Origin of the sequence: Kitasatospora phosalacinea (genome assembly GCF_030268885.1) — a bacterium.
In the GTDB taxonomy this organism is placed as follows: domain Bacteria; phylum Actinomycetota; class Actinomycetes; order Streptomycetales; family Streptomycetaceae; genus Kitasatospora; species Kitasatospora phosalacinea_C.
On the sequence record NZ_BSSA01000001.1, the window covers coordinates 231,960 to 247,027 of the forward strand.

The following is a 15,068-nucleotide window of genomic DNA, read 5'->3' on the forward strand; positions in this document are numbered from 1 at the left end:
CGCCGTTCCCCGGGCCCCTGAATGCGCGCCCTCTGAATGCGCGCCCGCGTTCAGGGCGCCGTGTCGTGGGCGGCCAGGGCCGCTCGCAGGGTGAGGAGGTCGGGGCCGCGGACGGCGTCGAGGCCGGTGAGGTCGGCGGCGCGGCGCAGGCGGTAGTCGACGGTGTTGGGGTGCACCTGCAGGGCGGCCGCGGTGCGGCGGCGGTCGAGGCCGCAGGTGAGGAACGCCCGTAGGGTGTCGAGGAGTTCGGGGCGCCCCGCGAGGGGGGTGAGCAGGGCGGCGAGGGCGTCGCGGGCCGGGCCGGGCCGGCTGAGCTGGTACTCGACCAGGACGTCGGTGAGCAGGTGCGGGCCGGGGCCGCGGCCGGTGGCCTCGGCGACCCGGCGGACGTCGGCGGCGAGGCGGGCGGCGTCGGCAACCTGTTCGGGGGTGGCGGTGGTGGCGGCGGCGGTCAGTTCGGCGCCGCAGGCGCGGGCGAGGCGGTCGAGCAGGTCGGCCAGGGCGGCGCGGTCGGGGACCGGGTCGGGGGAGGCGGCGGGGAGTAGGACGGGGCCGCCGTCGGCGGCCAGCGCGGCCAGCGGCACGCCGTCCGTGCGGCGCTCCAACTCGGCGCGCAGGCGCCGGAGTTTGCGGCGGGCGGCGACCGAGCGGTTGACGCCGGGGCGGGACTCGTCGGGGTGCGGGCCGATCGCCAGCGAGAGCACCAGGTAGCGGGCGGGCAGCCGGATGCCCGCCCGGTCGGCGGCGGCCCGCGGGTCGCCGCCCTCCAGCAGGCGGGAGAGCAGGGCCTGCCGGGAGACCTGTTCGTCGCCGAGCGCGGCCTGCCTCTCCTGCACGTACCCGGCGGCGACGGCGCAGCTGACCACGCGCAGGTAGCCGAGCAGGCGGTCCTGGGCGGTGGCGACGTCGGGCAGGTCGGTGGGGGCGGCCTCGGCGAGCAGGCGGGCGGCGCAGAGCTGGGCGCCCAGGTGGTAGGCGCCGACCACCGACTCCAGCGGGACGCCCTCGTCGGCGCGGCGGGCCGCGGACTCGCGGATGCGGGCGAGTTCGGGCTCGCCGGGCAGTTCGCCGGTGCGCATCACCTCGACGAAGGCCCGGATGCCGCGCTCGGCCTGTCGGGTGATCTCGCCGCGCAACTGCTCGGGCGGCAGCGCGTGGTAGTCGGGGAGCCGGTCCAGCAGCCGGACCATCACCTCGGCGGCGAGGGCGGGGGCCAGGGCGAGCAGTCGCCGGTGGACCGGGCGGCCGCCGAACCTGGGCCCCTCGGGCGGGAGTTCGCGGGGGAGTTCGACGGGGGCGGGTGCGGGCCCGGCGTTGGGTGCGGTCACAATCCACCTCGCGAATCTCTGGGCGGCGGCCCGGCGACGGGGCCGGTCGGCGCGTTCATCATGGTTCCCCGGAGGTTACCTACCCGTAGGTAACTCCCGCGATCCCCCACCTTGTTCAGGTCGCGCGCCCCCACCCCCCCAGTCAGAGACGGGAACCGCCATGAACCGAGCCGCCCGGCTGATCGCCGCCGCCCTCGCCGCCGCCGCGGTCGCCACCGCCGCCCCCGTGGTCACCGCCGCCACCGCCACCGCCGCGAGCGCCACCGACCCGTTCTACGCGTACGACGGCGCGGCCCCGCTGTCCTCGATCGCGCCCGGCACGGTCCTCAGGACCCGCACCCTCTCGTACCACCTGCTCGGCCTGCCCACCCCGGTGCGGGCCGTCCAGCTGCTGTTCCGCACCACCGACGCGCAGGGGCGTCCCAGCGCGGGCGTCACCACCGTGGTGCGCGGGCTGGGCAGCGACGGCAGCCGGGCCGTCTCGTACCAGTCCTTCTACGACTCGCTGAACCCCGCCGACGGCCCCTCGCGGGCGATCGCGGGCGACGTCAGCCTGGGCGGGGCGATCGCCAACGCCGAGTCGCTGTTCGTCGTCCCGTTCGTGCTGCAGGGCTACGACGTGGTGATCCCCGACACCGAGGGGCAGAGCGCCGACTTCGCCGCCGGGCCCGAGTACGGCACCACCACGCTCGACTCGATCCGGGCCGCCTCCGCCTCCGCCGCGACCGGTCTGAACGCGGACACCCGGTTCGGCCTGATCGGCTACTCCGGCGGCGCGATCGCCACCAACTGGGCCGCCGCCCTCGCCCCCTCGTACGCCCCCGACGTCAACCGCCGCCTGGTCGGCTTCGCCGAGGGCGGCCTGCTGGTCGACCCCGCGCACAACCTCACCTACGTGGCCGGGGGCGTGGTGTGGCCCGGCGTCATCCCGATGGCGATCACCGGCGTCGCCCGCGCCTACGGCTTCGACCTGCAGCCCTACCTGAGCGACTACGGCAAGCAGGTGTTCGCGAGGACGCAGAACGCCTCGATCGTCAACGCGCTCGGCCAGTACCCCGGCCTGACCTGGCAGAAGCTCGCCAAGCCCGCGTACGCGAACCCGAACTCGATCCCCGAGTACCTGGCCGCCGTCAACAAGGTCAACCTCGGCTCGGCGCCCACCCCCACCGTCCCCGGCTACATCGCCCAGGGCAACGGCGGCGTCCTGGAGGGCACCTTCAGCAACGTCCCCGGCATCGGCACCGGCGACGGCGTGATGGTCGCCGGGGACGTCCGCGCGCTGGCCCGGCAGTACTGCGCCACCGGCAACGGCAGCATCACGTACCAGCAGTACGACCTGCTCAGCCACCTCGGTGCGGCCGTCCCGTGGGCGCCCACCGCCGTGCTCTACCTGAACGACCGCTTCGCCGGGAAGGCCGCCCCGTCCGACTGCGGCCGCATCCCGGCGGGCAACTCGCTCGCCCCCGAGCGGCCCGCCGTCGCCGGGCAGTGAACCACCGGGCCGCCCGCCCCGCGCAGGGGCCGGGGCGGGCGGCCCGGACTCACTTCCAGACGACGGCGACCACGACCTCGGCCGCGGTGAGCGTGGCCACCGCGAAGAACGGCCACGGTCTCCGGTTGCGGATGCCGGCCAGGGCCACCGCTGCGATCAGCACGTCCAGGGCCAGCTTCACGCCCGTCTTCGGGCCCGACACCGGCAGCTCCAGCGAGTGCCGGACCCAGACCAGCCCGGCGCCGGTGACCAGCTGCACCACCGCACTGGTCACCACGTACCAGCCCACCACCGGATCCTTCCCCCGCAGTTGGTAGAAGATCCCGCCCAGGATCGCGGCGAACCCGAACAGGTGGAACACGAGGAACACGTACCGCAGGATCTCCATGCCAGTGATCTCTCCCCAGAACCGGAACGACGAGCCGACTTCCGGAACCGAGAGCGAACGGGCGGCCCGGGATGTGACATCCCCGGGCCGCGGCGGCAGGAGAGCTGCGTCACACCGCGGAGGGGCGCCCGCCCGGGGCCGGGTGCCGCAGGCTCTCGACGATGCGGGCGAACCCCTCCGTCCCGTGCCCGGCGTCCACCTGCTGCTGGACCAGGCGCTGGACCATGGCCACCGGCTCGGCGCTCACCCCCTGCTCGGTGATCGCCTCGACGAACAGGCCGAGGTTGGAGAACGTCAGGCTCTGCTGGCCCGGGACGGTGTAGTCACCGCCGTCGATCACCTCGGCGTAGCCGGCGAGCTCGCCGGTCATCGCGGTCAGCCACGGGGCGGCCATCGCCGCGAAGCTGCCCGCCGACACCCCCGCCGGTGCCAGCAGCGCCGCGCCCTGCACGAACCCCGCGAACATCACGTACATCGCCGACAGCAGCGCGAAGTCGTACAGCGACGCCAGCCCCGCGTCCTCGCCGAAGTAGGTGCCGGCCGCCCACTGCTCGAACAGCGCCCCGTGCGTGCGGAACACCTGCTCCGAACCGCTGTACAGGATCGAGGCGCCCGGCTGCCCGATCATGGCGGGCACCGCCATGATCCCGCCGTCCAGGTAGGCGATCCGGGCCCGGGCCGCCCACGCGGCCGACTCCCTCGCCTGCTCGGGCTTGGTCGTGGTCAGGTTCACCAGCGCCCGCCCCGCCAGGTCGTCGACCAGCGGGTCGAGCACCTCGTGCACCGACGCGTGGTCGAAGAGGCAGACCACCACCAGCGGACTCGCCCGGACCGCCTCGGCGGCGGAGGCGGCCTCCACCGCCCCCCGTTCGACGAGCGCCCCCGCCCGGCCCGCCGACCGGTTCCAGACCGTGGTCCGCCACCCGGCCTCCACCAGGGCCCCGGCGAGGGCGCTGCCCATCGCGCCGAGTCCGAGAACGGTCACGTCGGTTTCGTGGATCGCATGCACGACAGCGCCCTCCCGGGGCGTAGGGGTTCCTTCGGTGCCTCGATCCTCGCCAGGAGCGGCGGAGTTGACCAGTACGGACCAACAAGTCGGGTACCCACCGAAAGGTGGGTACCCGGGCGGAGAGGGGCGCTCAGAGGTCGCGCGGGTACTGCTTGGCCCCGCTGCGGATGCGCAGCGCCGCGACGATCTCGGTGACGCCGATCACCACCAGGCCGCAGGCCGCCAGGATCGCCAGCGCCGTGATCGAGTGGGCCGGCCAGACCATCAGCACGATGCCCGCCAGCACGCTCAGGCCGCCGACGAAACCCTGCCAGCCGCGGGCCGGCATCATCGGGTCCGAGGCCACCGCCGCCAGGTGCGTGATGCCGCGGAACAGCCAGCCGATGCCGATCCACAGCGCCAGCAGCAGCACCGACTGCGCCGCCGAGCGGAAGCACAGCAGCCCCAGCAGCACGCAGATCGCCCCGCTGATGAACGCCAGCACCCGCAGCGCCGTCGACGCGTGGGTGCCGAACGCCCCCACCAGCTGCACCACGCCGATCACCAGCAGGTACAGGCCGAACAGCACGCCGACCACCCACAGCGTCTGCTTCGGCCACACCAGCACGATCACCCCCAGCGCCAGCGAGACCAGCCCGCCCGCCAGCACCGCCTGCCAGGCCAGCCGGGCCAGCTGCTGGAACGGCCCGGGCAGGTCGTCGCGGGAGTCGATCCGGTACGGGGCACTCATGGCTCCTCCGAGGGGACGGGACGGAACGGACACGGCACACCCCCAGCCTCCGCGCCCCACCACCCCCGGGGCGCGGCGGGATCCGCCGGACGGACGAACCGGGCCGCCCCGTTCGCACCCGGATCCGCTACCGTCCGTTCACCCGTGGGCGCTGACGGGCGGTCTACCATCGGACGCTATGACGGACCAGGGGCGGGGGAGCCCGGCGGGCGGGGCGGGAGCGGTCGACGGGACGGTCGACGGGGCGGCAGCGGCCGACGGGGCGGTCGACGGGGCGGCAGCGGTCGACGGGGCGGTGGCGGTCGGTGAGGCGGTGGCCGTTCCCGGGCCGCGCGAGGCCGGGGCGGCGGAGGCGCCGGACGCGGAAGGGAGCGGGGACGGGGGTGAGGACGGGGGCGGGGGGCACTACATCGTGTGCGGCGGCAACTCGCTCGCGCACCGGCTGATCCGGGAGCTCACCGAGCAGTACGAGGTCCCGGTGGTCGCCGTGGTGCCGGACCGCTCCCGCGAGCACGGGCCCGCGATCGCCGCGATCCCCGGCGTCCGCGCCGTGCTGGAGCACTCCACCGTCACCGGGGAGGCGCTCGCCGCGGCCGACGTCGAGCACGCCCGCGGGATCGCGCTGATGGACGGCACCGACCAGGAGAACATCCACGCCGCGCTCGCCGCCGAGAACCGCAACCCCGGCGTCCGGATCGTGCTGCGGATCTTCAACCAGCGGCTCGGCGAGCACCTGGAGAAGCTGCTGCCCAACTGCGCGGCGCTCTCCGCCTCCGCCACCGCCGCCCCCGCCTTCGCCAACGGCGCGCTCGGCCGCCCGCACACCGTCGAGGTCGGCGGGCGGCAGCTGTACGTCGCCCACGACGGCGACATCCGGCCCGACCAGCTCTGCCTGGTCGCCGACCGGATCGACCGGCAGGACCTCAGCCGGCTCCGGCTGCTGCCGGAGACCGGCGGCCGGGCCGCCGACTTCATCCGGATCGCCGAACTCATGGGCGGCGGCGAGCAGTTGGGCAGCGCCGGCCGACCCGACCCGGCGGTCGGCCGGGAACCCGGCGGCCTGGCCGCCCTGCAGACCCTGGACACCGAACCGCCGCTGCGCCAGCCGCTGCGCAAGCGGCTCAAGTGGTGGCTGCTCGACGGGCTCAAGCACTTCACCAACACCCGGCTGCGGATGATCCTGATCACCGCGTTCGCGGCGATCGTGCTCGGCGGCCTGGTGCTGGCCCGGCACACCACCCACTCCGGCGGCTTCGGCTGGACGCTGTACTTCACGCTGCTCGACGCGGCCGGCGCCGTCCAGCCCGACGTGCCCGGGCAGCAGGTGCTCGGCGACTCCTGGGCCCGGGCCGCCCAGGTGCTGATCACCTTCTGCGGCATCACCTTCGTCCCGGTCGCCACCGCCATCGTGGTCGAGGCGCTGGCCAGCGGCCGCCGCGGCGTCCCCCGCCCGCCCGGGGCCCGGACCAGGGACCACGTCATCGTGGTCGGGCTCGGCAACGTCGGCACCCGGGTCGCCGCCCTGGTGCGCGCCACCGGGCTGCCCGTGGTCTGCCTGGAACGCGACCCGCAGGCGCGCGGCATCGCCGCCGCCCGGACCCTGGGCATCCCCGTCCTGATCGGCGAGGGCCCGCTGGAGGCGCAGCTCAAGCACGCCCGGGTCAAGCACGCCCGGGCCGTGGTCGCCGTCACCTCCGACGACGCCGCCAACCTGGAGGCCGCCCTGGAGGCGCGGGCGGTGCGGCCCGAAGTCCGGATCGTGGTGCGGCTGTTCGACGACGACTTCGCCCACCACGTGTACGCCACCCTCGGCAACGTCGCCTCCCGCTCGCTCTCCTACCTGGCCGCGCCCGCCTTCGCCGCCGCCCTGATGGGGCGCGAAGTCCTCGGCACCCTCTCGGTGTTCCGGCACGTGCTGCTGATCGCCGAGCTCACCGTCGAGGAGGGCGCCGGGCTGGACGGCCGGAACATCGGCGACCTGGAGGGCCCCGGCGGCGTCCGGGTCCTCGCCGTCCGGCTGAACCGCCGCCCGCAGGACCACCTGTGGAACTTCGCCGACCGCTCCCGGCGGCTCGTCCCCGGCGACCGGATCGTGGTCGCCGCCACCCGGGCCGGACTTGCGCGCGTGATCCAATGACGGCAGGATCCCGCGGAGCAGATCGTTCGGTGGCGGAGAATCCGTTGACTCCCCGTCAAGTGCGCTGTCCCTGACGGGGGTTCGCCGAGCGGTGTGACCGTTTTCGGCGAACCCACCGACGGAGCAACGATGATCGGCGCCATCCTGCACGGCAGCCCGGGCCTCGTCCCGGCGTTCGCCGTCCTCGCCCTGCTGCTCGGCCTCGCCGCCCGGTGGCAGGCCCGCCGGTACGGGCGGCCGCAGCTGTTCACCGTGCTGTTCGGCGTCGCACTGGCCGCCGAGCTCACCGCCACCTGCTACCCGACCGGCGGGGGGAGCAGCACGCACCCGGTCTGCGCGGTCAGCTCCGACCTGGCGTTCGTGTTCGGCACCGAGCAGGGGCGGATGAACGTCCTGATGTTCGTCCCGCTCGGCCTGTTCGCGGTGCTCGCCTCCGGGCGGCCGCTCGCGGCCGCGGTCGGCGCGGTCGGGCTGAGCGCGCTCACCGAGACCGGGCAGGGCCTGCTCCCCGGGGTCGGCCGGGCCTGCGACTCCAGCGACTTCGCCGCCAACGCGGCGGGCGGCCTGGCCGGGGTGCTGCTCGGCTGCGCGGTGCGGCTGGCCCTGCGCCGCCGGATCCGGCCCGGCCTGCGGGAGTGGCAGCTCAGCGGGGCGCTGGCGGCGGGCGTCGCGGTGCCGGTGCTGCTGCTGCAAGCCCTCGTGTTCTCCCCGACCGCCCCGGGCGGCACCGTCGAGGCGACCGCCGAGCAGCGCGAACTCGCTCGGCGCGACGCCGAGTTGCTGCTCGGTCCGGGCGTCGAGGTGGTCAAGGTCCAGCGCGAGGTGGGCGACGGGTACCCGGACCAGCTGGCGGTGATGACCAGGACCAGCGGCTCCTTCACCCTGGAGTGGCCGTCCGGCAGGCTCCGTTACGTCTTCGGGCACACCGACGTGCCGGGCCCCGACGGGTGGCCCCCGGTGACGATCAGCGAGCAGGACGCCCGGGCGGCGGCCGACCGGTTCGCCCGGCAGTGGCTGGTCGGGCGCGGGGCGGGCACCGAACCCCGGATCGCGCCGCGCGGCGGGCAGCAGGGGAGCCACCGGTTCAGCTACGGCACCGGGGCCGACGAGGTGGTCCTGGACATCGGCGACGGCGGCCGGATCGTCTGGTTCGGGAAGAGCTGACCGGCGGGGCCGTCAGTGCCCCCGGCTAGGGTGCGAGCGACCGCACCGCCGATGCCGTGGAGAGCGCCCGTGCCACCCCAGCAGCCCACCGACCGACTGGCCGCCGTCCGGCAACTCGCCGCCACCGGAAGCCTCCAGGCCCTCGGCCGCCACCTCTACCGGGAGAACGCCGCCCACCGCGGCGACTGGACGCTGGACGGCGGCGCACTCGTCCGGCTGCTCCAGGAGCTGCCGGTCGAGCGCCGGGTCGCGCTGCTGCGCCGGACGAGCGAGGGACTGGCGGAGACCGCCGTGCACGCGCCGCCGGAGTGCCGCGGCCTGGCCACGCTCAACGTGCTGCTGGCCCAAGGGCTCTCGGCGCAGCAGCTGGCGCCCTGGCGGGAGCCGCTGATGGCCGAGGCGGCGGGCAGGCTGGTGGTCTGGGAGGGCTGGCGGCTGACCGCCCTGCTGGAGGCCGACCTCGCCGCGGGGCGGGAACTGCCCGCCGACGTGCTGGCAACGGCCCGGCGCACGGCCCTGATCGCCACCGTGCCGGGCGGACTGGCGGCCGTCGTCGGCCGGTTCACCGGCCCCGTGCTCAACCCCGGTGAACCGTGGGCCGACCGGGCCCTCGCGGACCTCGCCGGGACCCCGGACGACACCGACCTGCGGGCCCTGCTCGGCCACGCGCTGACCGCCACCGGCGCCAAGCCGACCGCGAAGTGGCTGCGGGCCGGGCGGCCGCTGGTGGACGCGGTCGGGCCGCACCGGCTGCGGGCGGCCGTCGCGCAGTGGTTCGCCCTGGTCGGGCAGCCGCGGCGACAGGCGCTCGCGGCCTTCCAGCACTCCGGCCCCGCCCTGTACGACCCCGACCCGTACAACTGGCACGCCCTGCAGGGGCTGGCGGCCCTGCTCACGCTCACCCCGCCGCACCCCGAGGCCGCCGAGGCCCTCGGCGCCCTCGCGGAGGCCGCGCTGATCCGCATCCGCGGCTTCGGCCCGCGCTCCCCGCGGACCGCTGCCGCCGCCGTCCGCGCCCTCACCGCCCTCGGCGGCCCTGACGCCCGCGCCGAACTGGAGCGGCTCGCCCCGGTGGTGGCCGCCGGGCCGCTGGCGTACAAGCCGACGGCCAAGGCGGTCGCGGCGGCCCTGACCGGCTGGGGCGCCTGAGGCCGGACCGGGCGGGGGTCAGCCGTGGGTGAAGGTGGCGGGGCGCTTCTCGGCGAAGGCGGCCATGCCCTCCTTCTGGTCGGCGGTGGCGAAGGCGGCGTGGAAGAGCCGGCGTTCGAAGCGGACGCCCTCGGCGAGGGTGGTCTCGAAGGCGCGGTTGACGGACTCCTTCATCATGACCGCGGCGGGCAGCGACATCGCGGCGACCGTCTCGGCGACGGCCAGCGCCTCGGGCAGGAGCTGCTCGGCGGGGACGACGCGGGAGACCAGGCCGGCCCGTTCGGCCTCCTCGGCGTCCATCATCCGGCCGGTCAGGCACAGGTCCATGGCCTTGGCCTTGCCGACGGCGCGGGTCAGCCGCTGGGAGCCGCCGATGCCGGGGATGACGCCGAGCTTGATCTCGGGCTGGCCGAACTTCGCGGTGTCGGCGGCGATCAGGATGTCGCAGAGCATCGCCAACTCGCAGCCGCCGCCCAGCGCGTAGCCCGCGACGGCGGCGACCACCGGCTTGCGCAGGCGGCCCAGCTCGTCCCAGGGGCCGAGCCAGTCGTCCAGGTAGACGGCGGGGAAGCGGTTGTCCTGCATCTCCTTGATGTCGGCACCGGCCGCGAAGGCCCTGGCGGAGCCGGTGACGACCAGCGCGCCGATCTCCGGGTCGCGGTCGAACTCCTTGGCGGCCGCGACCACTTCGTTCATCAGCCGGGTGTTGAGCGCGTTGAGCGCCTCGGGCCGGTTGAGGGTGATGATGCCGACCCGGCCCTTGCGGTCCACCAGGATCGTCTCGTACTCGGTCATCGCCGCTTCTTCCTCTCCACGCCGAGCGGAACCTCTGCCGCTGGATACGATCTCCGAACGCCGCCCCGGCCGCCAGTCTCGACAGGCGAGACGATCCTCACCCCGGGGGATCAGGCCAGCCCCAGGTCGTCGTCGGCGGGGGGTTCGAAGAAGCGGGCGACGTCGGCGGCGGTGACCTGCTCCAGGGCGGCGGGTCGCCAGTGCGGGTCGCGGTCCTTGTCGACGACCTGGGCGCGGATGCCCTCGACCAGGTCGGGGTGGGTCAGGGCGGCGCAGGAGATCCGGTACTCCTGGTCGAGGGTGGCGGCCAGGGTGGGCAGGGCGCGGGCCCGGCGCAGCGCGGCGAGGGTCACCTTGAGCATGGTGGGGGACTTGCCGAGCAGCTGTTCGGCGGCGTCCTTGGCCGCGGGCAGGCCGGTGGCGCGCAGCCGCTCCAGCACCTCCTCGACGCTGTCGGCGGCGTAGCAGTGGTCGATCCACTCGCGCTGGGCGGCGAGTTCGGAGGGCGGGGCGGGGGCGGCGAGCGCGGCGACGGCGGCGGCGGGGTCCTCGCCCGCGGTGAGCCGGGCGGTCAGTCCGGCCAGCGCGGCGGAGGGCAGGTAGTGGTCGGCGAAGCCGCAGTGCAGGGCGTCCCCGGCGGTCATGGTGGCGGCGGTGAGGCCGACGTGGGTGCCGAGTTCGCCGGGGGCGAGGGCGAGCAGGCGGCTGCCGCCGACGTCGGGGACGAGGCCGATCCGGGTCTCCGGCATGGCGACGGCGGAGCGCTCGGTGACGATCCGGGTGTTCGCGTGCGCGGAGAGGCCGACGCCGCCGCCCATGGTGATGCCGTCCATCAGGGCGACGTACGGCTTGGGGTAGCGGGAGACCAGCTCGTTGAGCGGGTACTCGACGCGGAAGAACGCCCGGGTGCCCGCGCCGCCGAGCTTGGCGTCTTCGTGGACGGCGCGGATGTCGGCGCCCGCGCACAGGCCGCGCTCGCCCGCGCCGGTGAGCAGGACGGCGGTCACGGCGTCGTCGGCGGCCCAGGCGTCCAAGGCGGCGCGGACGGTCTCCAGCATGGCGCGGGTGAGGGAGTTGAGGGCGCGCGGCCGGTTGAGGGTGATCCGCCCGAGCGGGCCGGTCCGCTCGATCAGCACGTCCGGCTGGGCCGCTGGGGTCGCCATGGTCGTCACTCCCGCCTGTCGGTCGGTACGAAGATCTTCCGATGCACCGTACCGGGCCCGCCCGGCGGGTCGGCAGGCCCGGGTCGGTGCCGGGAGGCCGCTGTCAGCAGGGGCGCAGCGGCGTGGCGAGCAGGACGGGGGCGGCCGGGACGGACGGGCGCGGGGCGAAGCCGCAGAGCGTCACGGGGTGCGGGGCCGGCGGGGCGGCCTGGGCCTGCGGGACGGGCATCAGCAGGTTGGCGGCGGCGAGCGCGGCTCCGCAGACCAGGGTGCGCAGCTTCATCATCGGGTCCTCCGGGGAAGAGAGTCGTCCGTGGAACGGTCGCGGCCCGCCCCTTCGGCGCCGGGCGTGGGAGGCCCGGCTCGGGGGGAGGTCGCTGGGTTTCTGTCGGGACAACTTCTAGTGGCGGAGGGGTTTGCGGCCCCGGAATCTCACCCGTTCGGCGGCGTGCTGCGGACGCGCCGTTGACGGTTCGGAGCCGTCGCGGGCGCGTCCGCCCGGCGGGTCAGCCGGTGACCGTGCCGGTGACCTCGCCGAACCCGACCCGCAGGCCCCCCGGCCCGGGGGCGGTCGCGGTGATGGACACCTCGTCGCCGTCCTCCAGGAAGGTGCGGGTGGTGCCGTCGGGCAGTTCGAGGGGCTGCTCGCCGTTCCAGGTGAGCTCGATCAGCGCGCCCCGGGTGTCCGGCTCGGGGCCGGAGACGGTGCCGGAGGCGTACAGGTCGCCGGTGCGCAGGCTGGCGCCGTTCGCGGTCAGGTGGGCGAGCTGCTGGGCGGCGGTCCAGTACATGGTGGCGAACGGCGGCCGGGAGACGGGGTGCCCGTTCAGCGAGACCTCCAGCGCCAGGTCCAGGCCCCAGGGCTCGGACTTCCGGTCGTCCAGGTACGGCAGCGGCTCCACCGTGCGCTCCGGCGGGGCGACCCGGGCGTGCTGCAGCGCGTCCAGCGGCACCACCCAGGGGGAGAGCGAGGTCGCGAAGGACTTGCCGAGGAACGGGCCGAGCGGCACGTACTCCCAGGCCTGGATGTCGCGCGCCGACCAGTCGTTGAGCAGGCAGACGCCGAACACGTGGTCCGCGAAGGCGTCCAGCGCGACCGGGCTGCCCATCGCGCTGGGCGTACCGACCACGAAGGCGACCTCGGCCTCGATGTCCAGGCGGCGGGACGGGCCGTAGCTCGGAGCCGCGTCGACGGGGGCCTTGCGCTGGCCGTGCGGGCGCACCACCGGGGTGCCGGAGACCACGACGGTGCCGGAGCGGCCGTGGTAGCCGATCGGCAGGTGCTTCCAGTTCGGGGTGAGCGGCTCCTGACCCGGCCGGAAGATCCGCCCCAGGTTGGTGGCGTGGTGTTCGGAGGCGTAGAAGTCCACGTAGTCGGCGACCTCGAACGGCAGGTGCAGCCGGACGTCCGCCAGCGGCAGCAGGCAGGGCTCGACGGCCGCCCGGTGCGCCGGGTCGGTCAGCCAGGACGTGAGCGCCGCGCGCACCTCCTGCCAGGTCGAACGGCCGGACGCCATCAGCGGGTTGAGGCTCTCCGCGTCCAGCGGCGCGGACGGCGCGCCGACCGCCCGGGCGGCCGCCCCGGCGTCCAGCACCAGCTCGCCGATCCGGACGCCGATCCGCCGCCGGCCGGGCCGGTCGGCGGCGGTGAAGACGCCGTAGGGGAGGTTGTGGACGCCGAACGGGGAGTCGGCGGGCAGGTCGAGCCAGGTGGCGGTGGTCAAGGGGTCTCCAGGAGGCCGAGTCGGGCGAGGTCTTCCAGCGGCTCGGCGATGCTACAGGTGCCGAAAGAGGTGAACGAGGAGCGGATCGCGGCGGACTGATGCTCCGTCAGGGACTCGACGGCGGTGGCCAGTCGGGCGCCGTCCCGCTCGGCGAGCAGCTCGACGGCCTGCGAACGGTCCGAACTCCCGGCCGCCAGAAGCAGGTTGAGGAAGCCGTGGTGCTCGTAGCCGGTGCCCAGGTCGGTGTGCCGCACCGCGTTGTGCAGCCCCGCCGTGCATTTGTACGGCAGGGCGCGCTCGGCGCAGCCCAGCAGGAAGGCGGCCAGCTCGGTGACGGACGGGAAGGCGGCGTAACCCAGGCCGCCGGTGCGGTACTTGGCGCGGTAACGGGTGCCGGCCAGGGCGTCCAGGCCGTCCTCCGGCCGCTCCGAGCGGGGCAGCTCGACGGCCGCCCCGACCCCCTCCGGCAGCAGCGCGTCCAGCTCCGCCACCGCCGCCTTCACGTCCCCGCCCGCCGCGTACTCGACGGTGGTCACCCGCAGGCCCTCGGCCGCCGCCAGCGCCTCGGCCAGCCGGCCCGGGCCGACCACCAGGCCGACCGCGAACTCCGGCTCCAGAGAACGCAGTTCGGCCAGCGCGTCGACCGGCACCAGCAGCGGGCCGACCGCCTCCGCGTACCAGGCGGCGCGGTGCGCCCGGTGCGCGGGGACGGCCCCGGCCAGCGGCAGGTCGCCGGGCGGGAAGACCGCCGCGTCGTCGAACAGCCCCCGGTACAGCTCGGGTACGTTCATCGCCTCGCCCAGGTCCACGCGTAGTTCGGGTCCTCGCTGGCGGTGGCGGCCTCGCCGAGCTCCAGCGGGCGGAAGGTGTCCACCATCACCGCCAGCTCGTCGAAGAACTCCACGCCGATCGAGCGCTCGTACGCGCCCGGCTGCGGGCCGTGGGTGTGGCCGCCCGGGTGCAGCGAGATCGACCCCTGTCCGATGCCGGAGCCCTTGCGGGCCTCGTAGTTGCCGCCGCAGTAGAACATCACCTCGTCGCTGTCCACGTTCGCGTGGTAGTACGGCACGGGGATCGACAGCGGGTGGTAGTCCACCTTGCGCGGCACGAAGTTGCAGATCACGAAGTTGGTGCCCTCGAACACCTGGTGGGCCGGCGGCGGCTGGTGCACCCGCCCGGTGATCGGCTCGTAGTCCGCGATGTTGAACGCGTACGGGTACAGGCAGCCGTCCCACCCCACCACGTCGAACGGGTGGTTCGGCACCGTGTAGCGCGTCCCGACCACGCCGCCCGGGCCGCGGTGCTTGACCAGCACGTCCACCTCGCCGCCCTCGACCAGCAGCGGCCCCTCCGGTCCGCGCAGGTCCCGCTCGCAGAACGGCGCGTGCTCCAGCAGCTGGCCGAACTTCGACAGGTAGCGGCGGGCCGGGGTGATGTGGCTGTTCGCCTCGATGCAGTACGCGCGCAGCGGCTCCTCCCCGGTCGGCACCCAGCGGTGGGTGGTCGCCCGCGGGATCAGCACGTAGTCGCCCTGCCCGACGGTCAGCGTCCCGAACACCGTCTCCAGCACGGCCGTCCCGGACTCCACGTACACGCACTCGTCGCCCAGCCCGTTGCGGTACAGCTCGCTGGGCGCGCCCGCCGCGACGTAGGAGATCCGCACGTCCGCGTTGCCGAGGACGAGCCGGCGGCCGGTGACCGCGTCCGCCGACTTCCACTCCTCGCCCGGGAACAGCTCGTGCAGCTTCAGGTGGCGGGGCAGCAGCGGGAGGTTGGCGGTGGTCGCCTGGCTCGGCAGCTCCCAGATCGCGGCGGCCGTCACCGCCGAGGGGATGTGCCGGTGGTACAGCAGCGAGGAGTCCGAGGAGAAGCCCTCCTCGCCCATCAACTCCTCGTAGTACAGGCCCCCCTCGGGGGTGCGGTGCTGGGTGTGCCGCTTGGGCGGCACCGAGCCCAGCTGCCGGTAGTACGCCATCGCCCTACTTCTCC

14 protein-coding genes are annotated in these 15,068 nt (G+C 75.0%); 4 read left to right on the forward strand and 10 right to left on the reverse strand.

Annotated elements, in window-relative coordinates:
- Positions 1-50: 50 nt before the first annotated feature.
- The gene (locus QSK52_RS00970) at positions 51-1,328 is read right to left on the reverse strand and encodes a PucR family transcriptional regulator (protein WP_285732370.1); all 1,278 of its coding nucleotides are present in this window, start codon (positions 1,326-1,328) and stop codon (positions 51-53) included.
- Between the two features lie 160 nt (positions 1,329-1,488).
- On the opposite strand from QSK52_RS00970, the gene QSK52_RS00975 reads away from it, so the two are divergent.
- Positions 1,489-2,820: a lipase family protein gene (locus tag QSK52_RS00975; RefSeq protein WP_285732372.1), complete on the forward strand. Its 1,332-nt coding sequence runs from the start codon at positions 1,489-1,491 to the stop codon at positions 2,818-2,820.
- A gap of 49 nt (positions 2,821-2,869) precedes the next feature.
- On the opposite strand, the gene QSK52_RS00980 is transcribed toward QSK52_RS00975, so the two are convergent.
- The 3 genes from QSK52_RS00980 to QSK52_RS00990 all read right to left on the reverse strand — a co-directional run bounded on the left by QSK52_RS00980 (position 2,870) and on the right by QSK52_RS00990 (position 4,947).
- Positions 2,870-3,208, reverse strand: coding sequence for a hypothetical protein (locus QSK52_RS00980; protein ID WP_285732374.1), 339 nt, complete (start codon positions 3,206-3,208; stop codon positions 2,870-2,872).
- A 109-nt stretch (positions 3,209-3,317) separates the two neighbouring features.
- Entirely contained in the window at positions 3,318-4,193 is an 876-nt protein-coding gene (locus QSK52_RS00985) for an NAD(P)-dependent oxidoreductase (RefSeq protein ID WP_285732376.1), read from the reverse strand.
- 154 nt (positions 4,194-4,347) lie between these two features.
- Positions 4,348-4,947, reverse strand: a complete 600-nt coding sequence (locus tag QSK52_RS00990; RefSeq protein ID WP_285732378.1) for an HdeD family acid-resistance protein — start codon at positions 4,945-4,947, stop codon at positions 4,348-4,350.
- Positions 4,948-5,125: 178 nt separating this feature from the next.
- On the opposite strand from QSK52_RS00990, the gene QSK52_RS00995 reads away from it, so the two are divergent.
- The 3 genes from QSK52_RS00995 (at position 5,126) to QSK52_RS01005 (ending at position 9,397) form a co-directional block, all read left to right on the forward strand.
- Positions 5,126-7,084 carry an NAD-binding protein gene (locus tag QSK52_RS00995; protein WP_285732381.1) on the forward strand — a complete coding sequence of 653 codons (1,959 nt, stop codon included), beginning with the start codon at positions 5,126-5,128 and terminating at the stop codon, positions 7,082-7,084.
- 129 nt (positions 7,085-7,213) lie between these two features.
- Entirely contained in the window at positions 7,214-8,248 is a 1,035-nt protein-coding gene (locus QSK52_RS01000; protein ID WP_285732383.1) for a VanZ family protein, read from the forward strand.
- Positions 8,249-8,317: 69 nt separating this feature from the next.
- Positions 8,318-9,397, forward strand: coding sequence for a hypothetical protein (locus QSK52_RS01005; RefSeq protein WP_285732385.1), 1,080 nt, complete (start codon positions 8,318-8,320; stop codon positions 9,395-9,397).
- 18 nt (positions 9,398-9,415) lie between these two features.
- On the opposite strand, the gene QSK52_RS01010 is transcribed toward QSK52_RS01005, so the two are convergent.
- The 6 genes from QSK52_RS01010 to QSK52_RS01035 all read right to left on the reverse strand — a co-directional run bounded on the left by QSK52_RS01010 (position 9,416) and on the right by QSK52_RS01035 (position 15,054).
- Positions 9,416-10,192, reverse strand: coding sequence for an enoyl-CoA hydratase (locus QSK52_RS01010; RefSeq protein WP_285732387.1), 777 nt, complete (start codon positions 10,190-10,192; stop codon positions 9,416-9,418).
- 110 nt (positions 10,193-10,302) lie between these two features.
- Positions 10,303-11,355, reverse strand: a complete 1,053-nt coding sequence (locus QSK52_RS01015) for an enoyl-CoA hydratase/isomerase family protein (RefSeq protein ID WP_285732389.1) — start codon at positions 11,353-11,355, stop codon at positions 10,303-10,305.
- 103 nt (positions 11,356-11,458) lie between these two features.
- Positions 11,459-11,638 carry a hypothetical protein gene (locus QSK52_RS01020; RefSeq protein ID WP_285732392.1) on the reverse strand — a complete coding sequence of 60 codons (180 nt, stop codon included), beginning with the start codon at positions 11,636-11,638 and terminating at the stop codon, positions 11,459-11,461.
- 223 nt (positions 11,639-11,861) lie between these two features.
- The gene (gene fahA / locus QSK52_RS01025; protein ID WP_285732394.1) at positions 11,862-13,079 is read right to left on the reverse strand and encodes a fumarylacetoacetase; all 1,218 of its coding nucleotides are present in this window, start codon (positions 13,077-13,079) and stop codon (positions 11,862-11,864) included.
- A complete protein-coding gene (locus tag QSK52_RS01030; RefSeq protein WP_285732396.1) occupies positions 13,076-13,888 on the reverse strand; it encodes a hypothetical protein in 813 nt (270 codons plus the stop codon). Before QSK52_RS01030 ends, fahA begins: the two co-directional genes overlap by 4 nt.
- On the reverse strand, positions 13,867-15,054 hold the full coding sequence (locus QSK52_RS01035; RefSeq protein ID WP_285732398.1) for a homogentisate 1,2-dioxygenase: 1,188 nt from the start codon (positions 15,052-15,054) through the stop codon (positions 13,867-13,869). The genes QSK52_RS01030 and QSK52_RS01035 overlap by 22 nt, the downstream gene beginning before the upstream one ends.
- Positions 15,055-15,068: the final 14 nt, after the last annotated feature.

Bases quoted from the DNA above. Each gene is read 5' to 3' on its own strand.
- QSK52_RS00975 (WP_285732372.1), top strand. From the start codon at position 1,489: ATGAACCGAGCCGCCCGGCTGATCGCCGCCGCCCTCGCCGCCGCCGCG.
- QSK52_RS00980 (WP_285732374.1), bottom strand. From the start codon at position 3,208: ATGGAGATCCTGCGGTACGTGTTCCTCGTGTTCCACCTGTTCGGGTTC.
- QSK52_RS00990 (WP_285732378.1), bottom strand. From the start codon at position 4,947: ATGAGTGCCCCGTACCGGATCGACTCCCGCGACGACCTGCCCGGGCCG.
- QSK52_RS00995 (WP_285732381.1), top strand. From the start codon at position 5,126: ATGACGGACCAGGGGCGGGGGAGCCCGGCGGGCGGGGCGGGAGCGGTC.
- QSK52_RS01000 (WP_285732383.1), top strand. From the start codon at position 7,214: ATGATCGGCGCCATCCTGCACGGCAGCCCGGGCCTCGTCCCGGCGTTC.
- QSK52_RS01010 (WP_285732387.1), bottom strand. From the start codon at position 10,192: ATGACCGAGTACGAGACGATCCTGGTGGACCGCAAGGGCCGGGTCGGC.
- QSK52_RS01015 (WP_285732389.1), bottom strand. From the start codon at position 11,355: ATGGCGACCCCAGCGGCCCAGCCGGACGTGCTGATCGAGCGGACCGGC.
- QSK52_RS01020 (WP_285732392.1), bottom strand. From the start codon at position 11,638: ATGAAGCTGCGCACCCTGGTCTGCGGAGCCGCGCTCGCCGCCGCCAAC.
- QSK52_RS01035 (WP_285732398.1), bottom strand. From the start codon at position 15,054: ATGGCGTACTACCGGCAGCTGGGCTCGGTGCCGCCCAAGCGGCACACC.